General features: G+C 40.7%; 15 protein-coding genes. 11 read left to right on the top strand and 4 right to left on the bottom strand.

Features of this window, described 5'->3' with window-relative positions; all coding sequences use genetic code 11:
* The first annotated feature begins 58 nt into the window (after nucleotides 1-58).
* From HP399_RS24595 to HP399_RS24555, 9 genes are all read left to right on the top strand, one after another.
* A complete protein-coding gene (locus HP399_RS24595) occupies nucleotides 59-736 on the top strand; it encodes an Imm3 family immunity protein (RefSeq protein WP_173620087.1) in 678 nt (225 codons plus the stop codon).
* A gap of 201 nt (nucleotides 737-937) precedes the next feature.
* Entirely contained in the window at nucleotides 938-1,555 is a 618-nt protein-coding gene (locus tag HP399_RS24590; protein WP_173620086.1) for a hypothetical protein, read from the top strand.
* 307 nt (nucleotides 1,556-1,862) lie between these two features.
* Nucleotides 1,863-2,486 (top strand): pentapeptide repeat-containing protein, encoded by a 624-nt coding sequence (locus HP399_RS24585; protein ID WP_173620085.1) that lies wholly within the window; start codon nucleotides 1,863-1,865, stop codon nucleotides 2,484-2,486.
* 443 nt (nucleotides 2,487-2,929) lie between these two features.
* Entirely contained in the window at nucleotides 2,930-3,274 is a 345-nt protein-coding gene (gene cdiI / locus HP399_RS24580; RefSeq protein ID WP_173620084.1) for a ribonuclease toxin immunity protein CdiI, read from the top strand.
* A 322-nt stretch (nucleotides 3,275-3,596) separates the two neighbouring features.
* A complete protein-coding gene (locus tag HP399_RS24575) occupies nucleotides 3,597-4,838 on the top strand; it encodes a hypothetical protein (protein ID WP_173620083.1) in 1,242 nt (413 codons plus the stop codon).
* Between the two features lie 14 nt (nucleotides 4,839-4,852).
* Nucleotides 4,853-5,452: a pentapeptide repeat-containing protein gene (locus HP399_RS24570; protein ID WP_173620082.1), complete on the top strand. Its 600-nt coding sequence runs from the start codon at nucleotides 4,853-4,855 to the stop codon at nucleotides 5,450-5,452.
* Nucleotides 5,453-5,728: 276 nt separating this feature from the next.
* On the top strand, nucleotides 5,729-6,181 hold the full coding sequence (locus HP399_RS24565; protein ID WP_228088342.1) for a hypothetical protein: 453 nt from the start codon (nucleotides 5,729-5,731) through the stop codon (nucleotides 6,179-6,181).
* Between the two features lie 669 nt (nucleotides 6,182-6,850).
* Nucleotides 6,851-7,153: a hypothetical protein gene (locus HP399_RS24560; protein ID WP_173620081.1), complete on the top strand. Its 303-nt coding sequence runs from the start codon at nucleotides 6,851-6,853 to the stop codon at nucleotides 7,151-7,153.
* A 270-nt stretch (nucleotides 7,154-7,423) separates the two neighbouring features.
* Nucleotides 7,424-8,479, top strand: a complete 1,056-nt coding sequence (locus HP399_RS24555) for a hypothetical protein (protein WP_173620080.1) — start codon at nucleotides 7,424-7,426, stop codon at nucleotides 8,477-8,479.
* Between the two features lie 557 nt (nucleotides 8,480-9,036).
* Here HP399_RS24555 and HP399_RS24550 read toward each other — a convergent pair.
* The 4 genes from HP399_RS24550 to HP399_RS24535 form a co-directional block, all read right to left on the bottom strand.
* The gene (locus tag HP399_RS24550) at nucleotides 9,037-11,040 is read right to left on the bottom strand and encodes a serine hydrolase domain-containing protein (RefSeq protein ID WP_173620079.1); all 2,004 of its coding nucleotides are present in this window, start codon (nucleotides 11,038-11,040) and stop codon (nucleotides 9,037-9,039) included.
* A 250-nt stretch (nucleotides 11,041-11,290) separates the two neighbouring features.
* Nucleotides 11,291-11,443, bottom strand: a complete 153-nt coding sequence (locus HP399_RS24545; protein WP_173620078.1) for a hypothetical protein — start codon at nucleotides 11,441-11,443, stop codon at nucleotides 11,291-11,293.
* A 74-nt stretch (nucleotides 11,444-11,517) separates the two neighbouring features.
* The gene (locus HP399_RS24540; RefSeq protein ID WP_173620077.1) at nucleotides 11,518-13,518 is read right to left on the bottom strand and encodes a serine hydrolase domain-containing protein; all 2,001 of its coding nucleotides are present in this window, start codon (nucleotides 13,516-13,518) and stop codon (nucleotides 11,518-11,520) included.
* A gap of 213 nt (nucleotides 13,519-13,731) precedes the next feature.
* A complete protein-coding gene (locus HP399_RS24535; RefSeq protein ID WP_173620076.1) occupies nucleotides 13,732-15,726 on the bottom strand; it encodes a serine hydrolase domain-containing protein in 1,995 nt (664 codons plus the stop codon).
* 265 nt (nucleotides 15,727-15,991) lie between these two features.
* On the opposite strand from HP399_RS24535, the gene HP399_RS24530 reads away from it, so the two are divergent.
* Nucleotides 15,992-16,579 carry a sensor domain-containing protein gene (locus HP399_RS24530; RefSeq protein WP_173620075.1) on the top strand — a complete coding sequence of 196 codons (588 nt, stop codon included), beginning with the start codon at nucleotides 15,992-15,994 and terminating at the stop codon, nucleotides 16,577-16,579.
* 4 nt (nucleotides 16,580-16,583) lie between these two features.
* Nucleotides 16,584-18,392: a helix-turn-helix transcriptional regulator gene (locus HP399_RS24525; protein WP_173620074.1), complete on the top strand. Its 1,809-nt coding sequence runs from the start codon at nucleotides 16,584-16,586 to the stop codon at nucleotides 18,390-18,392.
* The last annotated feature ends 24 nt before the right edge of the window (nucleotides 18,393-18,416 follow it).

Genomic DNA, 18,416 nt, shown 5'->3' with positions numbered 1-18,416 from the left:
CCACTTGAACGATGAGTAGGAATGAGCTTGTTTTACATGCTATTAAGGAGATAGATATATGAGACGAAATTACGAAGCTTTATTTGGTGCATTTTATGAAAGATATTTTGATTTTAAAAGCGAAAAGATGAGTGATGTTGAAGCGCTTGTCCGCACATCTGATGCATATTTTGGTGTGCAAAGAAGAGGTGAGATGGAGAAGGCTGTAGTAAACATTGCAGAAGGAAGAATATATTTAACACATTCAAAAATATTCATTAAGGCAAAAGAGATAATAGTTGAGGCATTAAATTCTATAGATTTAAAAAAGCTTCAACTTGAAACATCTCCAGATGAGTATCAGGACATATTAGAGCGCATAGATATGGTACTAGATGGAATTGATAATATACCAATTGATTATAGTCCATACACAAGATGGTATTACTATGAAATGGAGAAAGAAGTAAGGAATTATTTTGGGGTAATTATTAATGACATAAAAAATGTAAGTGAGCTTGTAGATAATATTATGGAGCGTTTCGAAAGGGAATGTACGAATACGTCTAGTGAAAATATTGTTGTTAAAACTACAATTGCAGAATTACTAATTAGACATGGTATTAAGGAAAATGAACAGTTTGTAAAAATCAGAAGTGAGTTGGAACAGTTTGATATAAATGACGTAGGTGAACAATTAACAGAAGATGAAAAGGCAGATCTGTCTATTCGAATTAAGGAAGTATTGAGTAAATAATAGAATACAGCCTGATTAGGCCCCATATGCTATTTACTGCTTATTTGGAGCTTGTATTAAGAGAATTATTCAACAAACCTAACACTAAAAAACTTAACAAGAACACTTGATAAACTTTCAAAGGCTTATTCCACCTGAACGACGAGGAGAATAAGCCTATTATGCATGCTCAGATTTAGAGAGGAAGGGAAAGGTGTCCTTTTGCCTAATTCCAGTATCGATGACGTAATGAGCGCCATGCTTAAGGATGGAAAGCTAAAGACGCATGGTAAGAGTTTTGCAGAGTCGATGATTGAATTACAAGAAAAAGTTGATAAGTTCCTCAAACAGATGACTGGAGTGTTTAATGGAAGAATTGTTGTTCTCAGAGATGCTGTTACGGGTCAACCTATGGTTTATTGGATGCGGCATGACGATTTGCCTGGTAATGGAGGCGGTCGTGGAGGTAATTATCGGCATAGTGATGCGGGGAATGGTGGGACTGGTCATGCTGAAAAACCTCTCGACACTTCTAATAAGAAGGATTTACCAAAGGTAGTGAACGGAGATTCTGGGAATTCGAATAATTCTATACCTCCTAAGGGTAAGCCTGATACTACAAAGAAAAATGATCCTCAAGGAAATAATAAGCCAGATACTAAGGGGACGGGAAAGGTAGTTCGAATGACCGTAAGGCTTATCTGTATGATGAAGCTGGAAATTATACTGGAGGAAGAACACAAGCAGAGTTGGACGATTTGGCACACGATCCAGCTCATGCAGGTTCGACAAGGCAGATTGATATTGATAAAGGAAAACATGAGGCAAGGGTTGGGTTAGAATTAGAGGAGGCAAGAAAGCTAGATGGACCGATAACTAGAGATCCAATCCGGAAAGGCAGAGTTCATAGATGCCAAAGGGCAAGCATGGGATGTTAAGTCCTTTAATTCAAATTATCCGCCTAAAAAGGGTGGTTATAAACTTTCAAGCGCCATGAGGTCAATTAATAAATCTCTAAGTGAAGGTTAAAATGTGATACTTGATGTCTCTAACTTAAGTATCGAAAACAAAGCAGAACTTTTGCAAGAAATTACAAATCAAAGCTTAATGAATAAAATCGTTATATGGCCTTAGGGGGTGATAATGAATGGATTTATTTACAAAGTTTAAAAAATATACTGAGTTTTCAATGGGTCTATCAAAAGAAGTGTGCGAACTTATTTATCAAGATACTTCTTTTGAGGGAATAGTGTTTACGGGGTATGATTTAAACAATAGCAGTTTTTTAGAAGTAGTATTCAACAGATGTGACTTTTCAAATGTATATTTAAGTGGAGCATCACTGTGTGGTAGTACCTTTAATGGGTGCGAATTTTCGGGGAATATATTCAGGAAAGGTAATGCTGACTATTCGAGCTTTAATTCAACAGTTCTCAATAACTTGGATTCATTTAGAACTACTTTTAATGAATCTCAACTTTTCGATGTGAAAGTTTCTAATTCTAAACTTGAACTAACTTATATGGATGACTCAACATTTTCAGAAGTAGAATTTGAAAACACAGAGTTTTTATCATCAACATTTAATAATTCTACTTTTAAAAATGTGAAATTTATCAATTGTTGCTTTGAAAATACGAAATTTCTAAATATCACTGGTTTTGATGAGGTGCATTTTGTAAATTCAAGTATTAAAATAAATGGAGAGTTGAAAATTGGTTTATCAAGTCATGAGATGAAGAATCTAATAAATTTTAGCATCTCTCAATAAGAATCAATTAATAAGTAAACATGAAGAGCCTCATGAGATACCCAGCGTAGAAGAAGGAGCTGTCAAGAATTTTTTTGCAAACCATTTACAGCCCCACAACAAGATCGTACAATACAACCAACAAACCAAACCCTAAACAATTCAAACACTTGATAAACTTTCAAAGGCTTATTCCACTTGAACAATGAGGAGGAATGAGCTTTTTTACATACCCTCAAATGAATTGATAAAGGAGACAAAAGGATAGAGGGATAGGAGTTAAGACTATATTCAGAAGGGATGACAACTAATAAAGAAAAATGCAAAGAATATTACAAGGTGAAGCACGCGGATTGACATTTGATGGATGGGTATATCCAAGCGAAACGGTGATTAATAATTTTTACCCAGTTGTAAATTGGAATCAATATAGAAGTTTATAAATTTGAAGGAGTGTAATAAATATGCGAAGTTTTGAAGAGTATGCGCAAATGTTCCCAAATAAAGAAGGGAATTTTAGTATGGTGATTGAATATTTCTTTTTGCTTTCTGATTACGATTTTATGGAAGCTTTAGAATTCATGGCAGAAGGATACGGTTTCTCTGCAAATTATAGAGGCTTTAATTTTCCTGATTCGTATCATCGCGAAGAAGATAGATATTTTGAAGAGGGGGTTGAGTTCTTTATTATTTATGGACTGGGAGGTAAGACTAATCAAACAATAATTGACAATCATTCATATGTGATGTATTTAGAGATTGCTTGTAACGACTTATTGACTCGACAAGAGATATTTGGCGCAAATTAGAGATAATCTAAATCTGTAAAAATATGATTGGTACATAGAGTGATGAACAGGTGTGCCAAGTATGTTGTGTAAATAAGAGTACAAGCAAACAACAAGATTGTACAATACAATCAACAAACTAAACACTAAAAACTAAAAACTTGACTACCAAACTCGATAAACTTTTAAAGGCTTATTCCAACTTGAATGAGGGGAGGAATGAGCCTTTTGTGTATGCAGAGGAAGTAACTATATGTATTTCCCGAGCTGTGAATAGGGAGATGACATGGTTGTACACGCCATGTGCCATCGTCAAAAAAATGGAATTGCATTGTAAAGTGCTGTGGTTGATACGGCAGATATTGCGTTTACCACAGTAACGTTTGGTGGCTCAGAAGAAATTTATGAATGGGTAAGTGGTAAAGAGGTAGGATCACTTACCGAGCGAAATATCATGGCAAAGGGAGTCGCGGATCGTGCTACCAGTGCCTTGAATTACGCGGGAGATGTGCTCACGGGGAATAAATCGGCGAGAGAAATAGGAACAGATGTATTAGAAACGGCTTGGTCGGGTGCAAAAGGAGTCTACAGCGATGTCATAGAACCCTTTGTAAAAGATGGGCAATACATGTTGGAAGACACACAAGGCGGCAGGTGGACCAGGTCTAGCGAAGAAAGCTACGAAAAAGGCCGAAATAGAGGCAAGCAAGATTTGGTTATCGCCGAGCTAGTGGTAAGCCGTGGGGCTTTTTCTGCCTATAAGCAGGCAGCTAAACAGACAATTGACATAGGTCCAGATGGGGATTCCCAACGTGGCAAACGAGACGGTGGAAATGGAACGGGATTACTTCTCGATGGCGCAGATAACAACCGGAACAGTAGCTCATCACTAAAGGGTGGAAAGCTAAAGACGCAGGCTAAGAGTTTTCCAAAATCGATCGAGGAATTACAAAAAGAGGTTGAAAAGCTTCTCAAGCAGATGGGGAACATGCTTGGTGGAGTTGCTGTTTTTAGAGACGCTTATTCGGGTGAATATAGGTTTTATTTTGTTCGGCATGATGATTTGTCTGGTGGTAATGGCGGTGGTGGTGGTAATCATCGTCGTAGTGATAATGGTGATGAGGGGACGGGTGAAGCTAATAAGCCTAACCTGTATGATAAGGATGGAAATTATACTGGGGGTAGAAGCCAAAAGGAATTGGATGATTTGGCTACAGACCCAGATAGAGGCTATGTTTTAGATGAACAAGGCGAAAAGGAAAGAGAAGTAGGTTTAGCTGTAGAAGAAAGAGGGGAACTAGGCAAAATTAAAAGGGATTCTGGTGGCGCTGAATTCTATGATGAATCATCACCTACTAAGCAACGTTGGGATGTTAAGAGTTATGAATCTTATCCTAATGGTCACACAAACCCTAAAAAGGGAGCATTTAGTGTGAAAAGAACACTGGAAAATATGTACAAAAAATTAAATAAAGATATCAATATAATAATTGACACTAGAGGGCTAATCCCGGAACATGTTGCTCAACTAAAAGATGCAGTGAGTAAGGAAGGTATTGCAGATAGGATTATTTGGTATCCATAAAAAGGGTGATTAGAATGGTAGATGAAAAAAGTATAATTAAAAAATTTGAATTACATCAAGTATGGTTAGACTCAGTGGGGAGGGAGGGGGAGAAATTGGTACTTGACGAAATAAATCTGGAAGGTCTCGACTTGTCCAATTTTTCCTTTAAAGAAGCTAGGTTAATTGAATGTTCGTTTGATAGTATGAACTTAGAAAAAGGAAATTTTATTTTAACTTGGCTATATTCTTCAACGTTTAGAAATACTTATTTACACGGGGCTAACTTCTATAAAGGTTATGTTTCATATGCGGATTTTAGTTACTCTAATCTCAGAAACTCAAAATTTACAGATTGTGAGAGTGCAGAGACCATTTTTTTGGGGGCTGATCTTTCGAATGCTGAGTTAAATGTTTGTTATTTTAGTAGTGTAGACTTTAGAAATTCAAAACTGGATAATGCAAACATTGAAGATTCTTTTTTTGAAGATGTCTTAGTAAAGGGTGCAAGTTTCAAAAATGTTAAGGGAATTGAGAAGGCTAAAATTATTAGTATAAATATTGGAACTCCAGAAGAACCAATTACCTTAGATAAAGAACAAGCAAAAAGGTGGATTTTTGAGAATTGCATGTGAGTTGTTATTTAATAATGGTTTACTAAGATATTTTTTGTAAATACATTTACAATCCCAACAATAAGATCGTTCAATACAATCAACAAGCCAAACACTAAATAACTTACAAACACTTGATAAACTTTCAAAGGCTTATTCCAACATCAACGAGGAGGAGTAAGCCTTTTTCGTAATGAAGTGAAAGTGGAAAAATACCTAAGCTAAATGAGTTTGTTGAGGAGACGTATATATGAATAATTACATTTTATCTTTTACAAAAAAGATTAATCATTTTTTGTGCAAAAAGAAATCTCAAATATTATTTTTTTACATGATGAGGATGATGATGAGAGATTAGACCATGTACTTTTCCTTGAGAAAGATGATGGTGATGTCATAGGCTTGTATATAAGAGGTATGAATCCACTTATCTCAATGAATAGAATTAATGATTTGGATGATTTTAATATATTTGCTAGTTATGAGGGATTAATTGAATGTAAGGAGAATTTTAAACTCAAAATAGAGTATTTAGCTTTGTGTTTTAGCACTCAATACAACGAATTATTTGGTTTATATTTGGCGAATAACGATGCATCTAGTTCTATATTTATCTTATTTTTACAAGATGAAATTTATGTAGAAAAGGATTGTAGTAAATACGACGCTAGGAGGATGCTTGAAAAAAGGTTTTCGGCTGAAGGTTTTATAACATACGAAAAAAATATGAGACTGACTGGAAACAAGTGAGCTTCTAACCGGGTCTGTTTAGAATTTCGTGTAAACCCGTTTATAAGCACAACAACAAGATCGTACAATACAACTAACAATGCCGCAATGCTAGTTACCCGCCCACGTTGGCGGTTTCTTTTTTCGTCCGTTGCTATACCACAATAACTCAAATAATCACTGAATGAAAGAGTATGAGCCGCGGCTGTTCAAAAAGTCCCATCCAGTGTCGAATGAATCACTTCATTTCATCATTACTTAGTTTATCTTTGTTCTCTCAGTAGAAAGTTTTCACGAATTAAGATGTACGCACATTAATGCTTGAATTTTATACCCTATTTAACTTAATAACGTCACGTTGAACAGGTCGTTTATGGTCAGATACCACCATGATTGACCTGTTTTTATGTGCAGCCGAAGGAAAGTAGATTTTGTAGCTTAATGAAAGAGAGAAATTGACTACTGAAGTTCTGTTGAAAAGGAATTGTAGGAAACCGAAAGGCTGCCATCATGTCGTGTAGAGCCGTCAACAACCAAGTGGCTGAGGTGAAAGGGAAGTTAGATGCCTTTGGTTGGTATGTTCGGTAATTATAATGGAGTTCGGGTAGGAATAATTAAGACAAATGGTGAAATAGGAACTGTTTTCCCGGATAATTCGATACAATCCTAATTATTTGGAGGTATAGAAGAATGTTCAATGATAAAGTAAAAGCAATATTAGGTGCAAGAGCACTACTAGATGAGAATGATCCGAGAATAGAACAAAAGTGGATGGAATTGACCGATGTGCTTAGTGAGAATGAAGATTTAACATTAAATTTTTTGAAGGATTGTACAAAGACAGAGCTTAGTTATTTAAGTGAAGTGTTTGAAGATGTGGCGTACAAGTTACAAAGTAAGAAGTATATCCAATTATTATATTTACTAGATAATAGGTATCCTGACTTGGAATTGAAAAGACATATTCAGATTGCTGAGAGTTATATCGAATGAAGTAAAAGTGTCTGTCAAGAAATTTTGTGAGTTTAAACAGTTAACCAAAAACCTGACAAATACACTTGAAACTCTTCCCAAGGCGTATTCCAACTTGAACCATGAGGAGGAGTGAGCTTTTTTGTTCGCCCGAATTTAAAAGTGTAAATTGTAATTGAGGAATAGACGTATGACGTAATTAAGCCCCGAAGCTCGCGAAGTTACAGCGCTTCAAATCAAACAGAATAAGAAATAGTAAGTTTATATTCCACGGTGGGAGTATATAGCAAAATGAAAAATTTAATAAGTGCCGCAGAAAGAATTTCATTGATTGATTTTGATAATATTCGTAACCAGGATTACAAATCACATCATTTACTAGTGCAAGAATTCCTAAGAAGGGCTACACGTGTTATTCATGAATATTCAATTACTTTAAAGACTTTAAGGTATCCGTTTATTTCTGCATTTGATGTAATGGATAGAGAGTTAGACATAGATGTCCTTCAATGGTGCCCGAAACTTGAAGAAATTCATAATGGTACTATTAAATATATGTGTCGATACTATCTTCAATGGTCAGTTTTAATAGATAAAGGGATACCAGTTGCGTTAGAACATAAGGATTTGTATGAACCGTTGATACAATTATTAGAAAGAGGAGGGAGTTTTGATATTCGTCAAAATTCAATGATTGTTGGTGAGGCTACCTTCCATCTTCCTACTTATCGTGACAAGGTAATTAAGGAACCCAATGACATTAGTGACCAACATTTAGATCGATTGGATTTAGAACAAGACATGGAAATAAAGTGGGAAAATGAGGACGGACTGATTATTACAAGCTACTTAGAGTATGCTCAAACTAGAATTGCGTCTATCAATTTTATGCTTGAACAACCAGAAAAGAAATCCCATTTAATCTTAATAAATGAATTTTTAAGAAGGGCGGCATATTTTGAACGATTTTTATATTTAAGTATCGATAGTCCGTTTGTTAATGCTGTAGAAGCGCTGGGGTATTCATATACATTAGAGATAGAAGAAGTATGTCCAGCTATTCAATCAATTGAAAGTGAATTAATCAAGTCAGTTTGTATAAATTACTTAGAACTATCAGCGTTAGTAGATCAGAAAGTACTAAAAGCTCGAAAGTATTATAATCTTTATGAGCCTATTATTAAATATTTTGAAAGGGGTGGGAAAATCATCCTTATGGATAAGAATATTATTGCTGGATCAGAGATGATTCCGCTTGCAGATTGGTATGTAGACGCCATAACGAACTCACCAGAAGATATAAGTGATAGAAATTTAAATTTACTTGACTCAACTTTAGTTGAATGAAGTAACTAAATAAATCTTGATATAATTTGGGTAGATTCGGGATTCACTGAGCAAGCTGATATTGAAGCTCTATAATTTATCATTTTGGGAAAGGGAATAATTTGTAGGGTTACCGAGTGCTGAATAAACCTATCATTTAACACATATGTAGACCGGGTTTACATCTTAATAGTAAGGTCGTAGAATACACAAGAAACCAAACACTAAACAACTTAACAAACACACTTGATAAACTTTCAAAGGCTTATTCCAACTCGAATGACGAGGAGGAATGAGCCTATTAAGCATGCCAAAAATGAATGGAGGAAAGAAAAATGGCAAGCAGATACAGGAAAAGGTAGGATGAATTGCACAGGCACAAACAGAGTGAGAGGCTACTGTCAGAAAGCACAAGAGTTACGCAGGATGAAGGTTCTGGCGAGAATCGATCTCCTTTAAGCGGATTCTTTTTTCTGAACGAAGAAAGGCTGCCGAGTTTCTTGACAGCCTTAAAATGGGGAGGGGATTTCTCAATTCATATTTCTTCACAGCTATTAATCTTTCAGCCCGGTAATAGCCTACCGCTTAATCGGTAAAGAATAGTAACCAAACGCTAAATCAATCAAGGCACTTGCTTCTTGACGCTTCAGTAAATCTTTTGCGCGGAATGTGAAAGAGCCATCTGCGCTTATCTTCGTATCCGGATCGACGATGCCTTGTGAAGCAAGAGTAGTGATCGCATCTGTTGCCCATGCATCGGCTGTGTCTTGCAGCTTCACTTTGTTGGTTGCCTCCGGTTCAAGCTGCTTCAAAGTTTGGATCATGACAGCAGCGGCTTGTCTTGTGATAGGTGCCGAAGGGTTCAAATCAGGGACACGCGCGGCCAATTGCTGTCTATTGATGGCTTCATCCCCGGGAAATCCGTACCAGCCATGTGCTTTGATCAGAGCATCAATAAATTCGCCTTGTGTCATGGTCCCAGTAGGATCAAATTTACTGCCTGTTTTTGCTCCCATAATGGAAAGAGCGCTGAGATTGTTGATATAGGTCTTATAGCTACTGCTATTAGATACGTCTGAGTATGTCTCTTTCTTATCCATTTTTTGTGAATGGGCAACGGCAAGTGAGACGTTTTTTGGCGTGGGATAATAGAAGTATGTAATGTTACCGTCTTTCTCTTCTTTGAATGCGATTTTACTGCCTTCCTCATCTACAAACAGTAGTGGATGAATCATGCGCAGCTTTTGTTTTCCGATTGTTGCATCTTCCACCATAAGTGAGCCATTCTCGTAGGCAATAGAAGTGCGGTTCCAAAAGCCACGCGTATTTTGGTACAGCCCGATATATTTTTGCGCGTCCTTTTCACTCAAGGGCAAATACACAGGCTCCGCTTTTTCTTTTTCCGGGAAATAATGATCCATGAACTCTTTGAAAATTTCTGCTCTCATGTCCGAATCATTGTTGTAGGACATATAAAAGGCAGTTTTTTGTTCAGGGATCAATACGATCAGGGAAGCATGTCCAGTAATGTTTCCACCCTTGAAAACAACGTGCTGACCATTTGTCAGGTCTCTATAAAGGTTTTCAAAGCCTACTGTTGTGACCGGGATGTCCTTTTCCGCAAAAATCTGGTAAGAATGCATTAAGTCCATGCTTTTTTGGCTTACGATTTCCTTGCCATCAAATTTTCCGTTTTGCAGGTGCATGATCATGTACTTGGCCATGTCTTCTCCCGTTGATAGAATGCTTCCCTGCGGAGCATCAGTTGGAAGGAATCCATCTGCCGGATGTGGCTCGCCATTAGGGCGGTAATGGGCAGCCATTCTCTTCAAGAGCTCAGGCTTGAAGCGTACGCTACTAGAGGTCATTCCGAGAGGCTTGAACACTTTTTCATCCATATACTCGTTATAAGGGACTCCACTTGCTTTTTCCACGGCGTAGCCAGCGAGTAAGAATCCAGTATTATCATACGAATAGACCTCGCCAGGTGGTCGGATGACAGTCGGCATATTATTCTTGGAAAGGAATTCATCCATCGAGATGTCCTGCTCGGTGTATTGTGGACCGAGAAAGGTAGTGATGTCAGGCATATCGAAGCCGCTTGAGTAGGTAAGCATGTCGTACATGGTGAGCGGTTTTCCGGTCGTATTGGGAATCTTTACCCCGCCGAGATATTCCTCTACATTATGATGCAGGTCTATTTTGCCCGCATCGACTTGCTGCAAGACGGCCATGGCGGTAAAGGTTTTCGTTACAGAGCCAATTTGGAACACCGTGTCTTTATCAACAGGGATTTTCTTTTCCTTGTCAGCGAAACCGTATCCTTTGTTCACGATAACCTTGCCATCGTGGACGACAACAAAGTTGGAACCATTCACATTAAATTTTTTCATTTTCTCTGCAAACAGTTGATCGGCAAACGCTTCTACTTCTTTGGCATCCAGCGGTCCTTTTATGTTGGTGGCAGCAATGGAAGCAGTCTGATTTATTTCCATTGCACCAAGTGGCTGCGTGCATACGGCAATCAAGGTCGTGGAGAGAAGAAAAACCGTGAGACTCATTTTTTGAAAAACCTTTTTCATGCGAGATTCCCCTTTTGATTTATGCTTTTATGCTAACACGTTTTGGGGCACCGACTCCGAGAGTGAGCGCTTGAGCACAGTATGGCAAAGCTCGTGTCATACTCGGTAGTTATTTTCTGTCATATGCTCGGTAGTTACTTTGTGTCATATGACATTTTGGCACTCGCTCATGTCATGCTCAGCGGATTACGGAGCAAATGAAAAAGGCTGCCGAGTTTCTCGACAGCCTTAAAGTGGGGGAGAGTAGCTATTAATCTTTCAGCTCAGTAATTACTTTTGAAGCACGTTTTTCATCCGGGGTAGGGAACATTTGATATTGATGCTGAAGCTCGATTTCCTTCTCATTCAAGTCACTTGAAACTTTTTGCTCAGCTTGTCCCCTGTTTTTATCGCTATTTTCCACGACCAGTCACCTCCCTCAAAGGAGTAGGGTATACAACAAGTCCCTACTTTATCCCAAAAAGAGGAAACAGATGCTTACTGTTTAATCGGCAATGAATAGTAGCCAAACGCTAAATCAAGCAAGGCACTGGCTTCTTGACGCTTCAGTAAATCTTTTCCGCGGAATGTGAAAGAGCCATCTGCGCTTACCTTCGTATCAGGATCCACGACGCCTTGTGAAACAAGTGCAGTGATCGCATCTGCTGCCCATGTGTCGGCGTTGTCTTGCAGCGTCACTTTGCTGGTTGCCACAGGTTCAAGTTGCTTCAAATTTTGGATCATGGCAGCAGCGACTTGTCTTGTGATTGGTGCCGATGGGTTCAAATTAGGGATGCCAGCAACCATTTGCTGTCTAATCCCGTCTTCACTCCCGGCCATTACGTACATGCCTTGTGCTTTGATCAGGGCGTCAGCAAATTCGCCTTGTGTCATGGTCCCTGTAGGATCAAATTTACTTCCTGTTTTCGCTCCCATAATGGAAAAGGCGCTGAGGTTGTTGATATGGGTCTTATAGCTGCTGGTGTTAGGGACGTCTGAGTAGGTGTTTTTCATTTCCATTTTTTGTGAATCGGCAGCAAGGCTAGCGCCTTTTTCCGTTGTATAATAGAAGTATTTGATGTTACCGTTTTGGTCTTTCTTGAACGCGATTTTTTCGCCTTCCTCATCTACAAATAGCAATGGGTGAATCATTCGCAGCTTTTGTTTTCCGGTTGCCTCACCCTCAAGCACGAGTGATCCATTCTCATAGGTAATAGAAGTGCGTGTCCAATAGAAACGCGTATTTTGATACAGCCCGAAATATTTTTGCGCATCCCCTTCACTCAAGGGCAAGTAATCAGACTCTGGATCTGCTTTTGCTTTTACTTTTTCCGGGAAATAATGATCCATGAATTCTTTGTAAATATCAGCGCTAAACATTGTGTCATTGTTGTAGGACATGAAAAAGCCGGTTTTTTGTTCCGGGATCAATACCATTAGGGAAGAATGGCCTGGCATGTTTCCGCCCTTCAAAACAACGTGCTGACCATTTGCAAACTCTGGAAAATAGTTTTCAAAGCCTACGGTAGTGATTGGGATGTCCTTTTCTGCGAAAATCTGAAAAGAATGCATCAAGTCCATGCTTTTCTCGCTGACGATTTCCTTGCCGTCAAATTTTCCGTTTTGCAGCTGCATGATCACGTACTTTGCCATGTCTTCTGCTGTTGATAGAATGCTTCCCTGCGGACCATCAGTTGGAGCGTGTCCTTCTGCCGGACGTGGCTCGCCATTAAGATCGTAATGGGCAGCCATTCGCTTCATGAGCTCAGGCTTGAAGCGTACACTGGTCGAGGTCATTCCGAGAGGCTTGAACACTTTTTCATCCATATACTGGGCATAGGGGATTCCACTTGCTTTTTCCACGGCGTAGCCAGCGAGTAAGAATCCTGTATTATCATACGTATAGGCTTCGCCAGGTGGTCGGATGACGGTCGGCATGTGCTTTGGAAGGAATTCATCCATAGAGATGTCCTGCCCGATGTATTGTGGACCGGTAAAGGTAGTTTCGTCAGGCAATTCGAAGCCAGTTGAGTAGGTGAGCAAGTCGTACATGGAGACCGGTTTTCCTGTCTTATTAGGAATTTTTAGCCCACCGAGATATTCCTCTATATTGCCATGCAGGTCAATTTTACCCGCATCGACTTGCTGCATGGCAGCCAAGGCGGTAAAGGTTTTCGATACTGAGGCAATTTGGAACACCGTGTCTTTATCAACAGGGGTTTTCTTTTCCTTGTCAGCAAAGCCGTAGCCTTTGTTCACGATGACCTTGCCATCACGGACAACAACAAAGCTGGAACCAGTCACATTAAATTCTTTCATTTTATCTGCAAACAGTGGATCGGCAAACGCTTCTATTTCTTTGGCATCCAACGGTCCTTGGGCAGCAATGGAAGCAGTCTGAGTGGATTCCACAGCACCGAGCGGTTGCGTGCATGCGGCAATCAAGGTCGTGGAGAGAAGAAAAACGACGAGACTCATTTTTTGTATCACTTTTTTCATGTGCGATTCTCCTTTTTGTTTTGGCAACACGTTTTGACGCACCGACTCTGAGAATGAGCGCTTGAGCACAGTATGGCAAAGCTCGCGTCATACTCGGTAGTTACTTCTTGTCATCATTTTTCCGATATACAAAATAGTTGCTGTCTCTGTGATGAAATGACATGACTTGACATGCCATATGACGTTTTGGCACTGGCTCAGAGAGGAGAGGAGTTAGTTTCGTTTAATCGGCAGCGAATAGTAGCCAAACGCTAAATCAAGCAAGGCACTTGCTTCTTGACGCTTCAGTAAATCTTTTGCGCGGAATGTGAAAGAGCCATTTGCGCTTACTTTCGTATCCGGATCAACGATGCCTTGTGAAACAAGAGCAGTGATCGCATCTTTTGCCCATGCATCGGCGGTATCTTGTAGCTTCGTTTTGGTGTTTGCCACTGGTTCAAGCTGCTTCAAATTTTGGATCATGACAGCAGCGACTTGTCTGGTGATTGGTGCAGATGGATTCAAATTAGGGATGCCCGCGGCCAATTGCTGTCTAATCCCGTCTTCACTCCCGGCAAATACGTACATGCCTTGTGCTTTGATCAGAGCGTCAGTAAATTCGCCTTGTGTCATGGTTCCTGTAGGATCAAATTTATTTCCTGTTTTTGCTCCCATAATGGAAAGAGCGCTGAGGTTGTTGATATAGGTCTTATAGCTACTAGTGTTAGAGACGTCTGAGTAGGTCTGTTTCATTTCCATTTTTTGTGAATCGGCAACCAGTAAAGCACCTTTTGGCGTTGCATAATAGAAGTATTTGATGTTACCGTTTTTGTCTTCCTTGAACGCGACTTTATTGCCTTCCTCATCTACAAACAGCAATGGATGAATCATTCGCAGCTTTTGTTTTCCGGTTATCTCATTCTCAAGCACGAGTGAGCCATTCTCGTAGGTAATAGAAGTACGGGCAAAATAGACACGCGTATTTTGATACAGCCCGAAATATTTTTGCGCATCCTTTTCACTCAAAGGTAAGTAAGCAGGCTCTGCTTGTTCTTTTGTCGCTGGGAAGTAATGATCCATGAATTCTTTGTAAATTTCGGAGCTTAATAATGAATCATTGTTGTAGGACATGAAAAAGCCGGTTTTTTGTTCTGGGACCAATACCATCAGGGAAGAATGGCCAGGCATGTTTCCACCCTTCAAAACAACGTGTTGACCATTTGCCAGCTCTGGAAAATAGCCTTCAAAGCCTACGGTTGTGATCGGGATGTCCTTATTCGCGAAAATCTGGTACGTATGCATCAAGTCCATGCTTTTTTCGCTGACGATTTCCTTGCCGTCAAATTTTCCGTTTTGCAGCTGCATGATCATATACTTGGCCATGTCTTCGCCTGTTGATAGAATGCTTCCCTGTGGACCATCAGTTGGAGTGCGCCCTTCTGGAGGACGAAGCTCTCCTTTACGACCGACGTAATTGGCAGCCATTCGCTTCATGAGCTCAGGCTTAAAGCGTACACTGCTTGAGGTCATTCCGAGAGGCTTGAACACTTTTTCATCCATATACTGGGCAAAGGGGATTCCACTTGCATTTTCCACGGCGTAACCAGCAAGTAAGAATCCAGAATTATCATACGTATAGGCCTCGCCAGGTGGTCGGATGACGGTCGGCATATGCTTTGGAAGGTATTCATCCATCGAGATGTCCTGATCAATGTATTGGGCACCGGTAATGGCAATGCCATCAGGCAAATCGATGCCACTTGTGTAGGTAAGCAAGTCGTACATGGTGACCGGTTTTCCTGTCTTATTAGGAATCTTTAGCCCACCGAGATATTCCTCTACATTGCCATGCAGGTCAATATTACCCGCATCGACTTGCTGCATGGCAGCCAAAGCGGTAAAGGTTTTCGATACAGAGGCAATTTGGAACACCGTATCTTTATCAACAGGGATTTTCTTTTCCTTGTTAGCGAAGCCGTAGCCTTTGTTCACGATGACCTTGCCATCACGGACGACCACAAAGCTCGAACCATTCACATTGTATTGTTTCATTTTCTCTGCAAACAGTGGATCGGCAAATGCTTCTACTTCTTTGGCATCCACTGGTCCGTTTATGCTGGAAGCAGTCTGATTTGATTCCATGGCACCGAGCGGCTGTGTGCATGCGGTAATCAAGGTGGTGGAGAGAAGAAAAACGGCGAGACTCATTTTTTGTATCACTTTTTTCATGTGCGATTCTCCTTTTTGTGTTGGTAACACCGCAGCGACTCCGAGAGTGAGCGCTTGAGCACAGTATGGCAAAGCTAGTGTCATACTCGGTAGTTACTTCCTGTCATCACTTTTCCGACTTACAAAATTCTTTTGATGAAATGACATGACTTAGCCTGTCATATGACATTTTGATACTGGCTCATGTGACGCGCAGTGGATTACGGTAAGGGCAGACCGTCATCATCGTGTCGGAAAAGGTATAGATAGGAGCGAGTTAGCTTAGATGAAAAGAGCGATTATGCGTAACGTTCAAAATGTTATCTTTTTGCTGTTTACATTTGTCTCGGGGGTATTTTATTTATGTTTTTACTTGGTCAGTATCGTGCTTGGCTTGGCCTTGTCATTTACCGTAGTGGGAATTCCATTGCTCACCAATGTGTTGCGTACAAGCCAAACCTTTGTCCAGCATGAACGTATTCAGACGAAGATTTATACCGATATTTCCATAGAACCGTTGGCAATGAGACAAAGAGCAGTGGGAAACCAATGGATGCAGGCAAAGGCGGAATTAATGAATGTAAGAAACTGGATATCCGTTTATTGGCTGATGCAAAAATTCGTCCTAGGGTGCATTTGCCTGATTATCGGAGTGCTCATCTACATTGCACCCGTATGTTTTGCGTTCATACCGTTGCTCTATCCTTTCGTTGAGCTACATTTTTTCGGGAGCGTAGTGGATTCAGAACTGAAGGCATTGCAAATAATGAGTTTAGGATTCATACTCATGATCGGGTGCTCCAAGCTCGGGAACGGACTCGTACATTTAATTGGTGGGTACACGCGCTTGATGTTCAAAGCAATTAGGGGATGATAGTTTGTTAGATATCGTAAAACAATGGGCCTGGTATGACTGGGTGATGTTTTTTTTGCGTCTGATCGTTTGCTTTTCACTCACCGTTACGACTGTAAATTTTGGAGAATATCTCACTCTGCCCTTATGGATGGTTATACTTTGGGAAATGATGGTTTTTTCCGTCCCGTGGATTTGTTTAATGCTGAGCTATCGTTACTATCTGATAGCAGAAATGCTCTTGTTTGGCGGATTATCGATTTATCTCACGTCTATGTTTCCGGAGGCGTACCTTACTTTTTTGATGCCAGCTTTTTTGATTGCCGCCAATAGTGCGGAGAAATCGTTTCGCTGGTCGGCTCCCATTACGATTGTTTTTATCCCACTGTTGATAATGTTTTTTTCTCGTGCAATTGATGTGTTCGAGATTTTTCCGCAAGTCGGGCTTGCTTATGTGATAGGGTTTGCCTTTCATTTGCTCATCGTCAATCATCGGCAAAATGAAATTATCCGCAAGCAAAACAGTGTGCTGGAGCAATACCTCTCTCAAATCGAGAGAGTGACTCTGCTTGAGGAGCGGGACCGCCTTTCCAAGGACCTGCATGATACGATGGGGCATTCCTATGTCTCGATCATCATGGGGCTGGAAACCTTACGTCCGGATGTAGCGTCGCAGGAAGGGACGCAAAAGCTCGACTCCCTCTTGCAGCTTGCGCGAAAAGGCATGAAGGAAGTGAGAGGGTACTTGCATCAGATGGGGTCACCGGAAGAGACACTTCCCTTGGTCCATTCGCTGAGGCAGCTTGCGGAGGAGTTTCAGACACATGCCAAGGTGAATGTGCGGTTTCGTGCGATCGGAGAAGAGTATCCTGTTGGTAAGCAGGTGAAAATGACCTTTTTTCGCTGCTTGCAGGAATCTTTGACGAATGCGGTACGCCACGGGCAGGCTACGGACATCGTCGTTTCTCTCTATTTTGAGCCGCAACAGACGAGGCTGGAAGTACAGGATAACGGTCACGGGATGGAAAATTGGAAGGATGGTTTCGGGATCACGACGATGAAAGAGAGGGCATCTCATTTGCAAGGAAGAGTATCCGTATACTCAGAGCGGGGAGAAGGAACGATCGTTACTTGTTTTGTGCCGAGGCTGGTAGAGAGCGCGGATGAAATCATTCGTTTGTTTATCGTAGATGATCACTCGTTTATTCGGGAAAGCTTGCGCACCATACTCGAGGGACAGCGGGACCTGCGGGTAGTCGGGTTAGCCGAGGATGGGGCGCAGGCTGTGGAGCTGTGCGAGGAGCTAGAACCAGACCTCGTGCTGATGGACTTGGAAATGCCGAATATGGACGGGATCACTGCGACAAAACGAATAAAGGAAAAATGGCCGGGTATTCGTGTTCTTGTCCTGTCTACGTTTCAGGATACTGAAAAAGCCAAAGAAATCATGCGTAGTGGTGCAGACGGCTATCTCTTGAAATCGATTGAATCACGCGAGCTAGCGGAAACGATTCGCCTCGTCCATCGCGGCGGTACGATGATTGCACAAGACCTACTTCATAAAATGCTGGATGCACAGCCAGTAAACGAACAGGAAGATTTACTCGTTGCACCGAAAATAAGCGAAAAAGACGAGAATGCTTATGGTTTAACGAAGCGGGAGCTGGAGATTTTGCAGATGCTCTCCCAAGGCATGCGCTATAAAACAATCGCTTCCAAGCTGTATTTGTCAGATGGGACAGTGCGTAACTATGCGTCTGCTCTGTATGACAAGCTCGGAGTGCGGAATCGGGATGACGCGGTACAAAAAGGGAAAAAGGAAGGACTTCTGTAACGTACGACAGCCAGGGAGAGTAGG

It is taken from the genome of Brevibacillus sp. DP1.3A, assembly GCF_013284245.2.
Classification (GTDB): domain Bacteria; phylum Bacillota; class Bacilli; order Brevibacillales; family Brevibacillaceae; genus Brevibacillus.
This window is presented reverse-complemented; position numbering and strand designations above follow the sequence as displayed.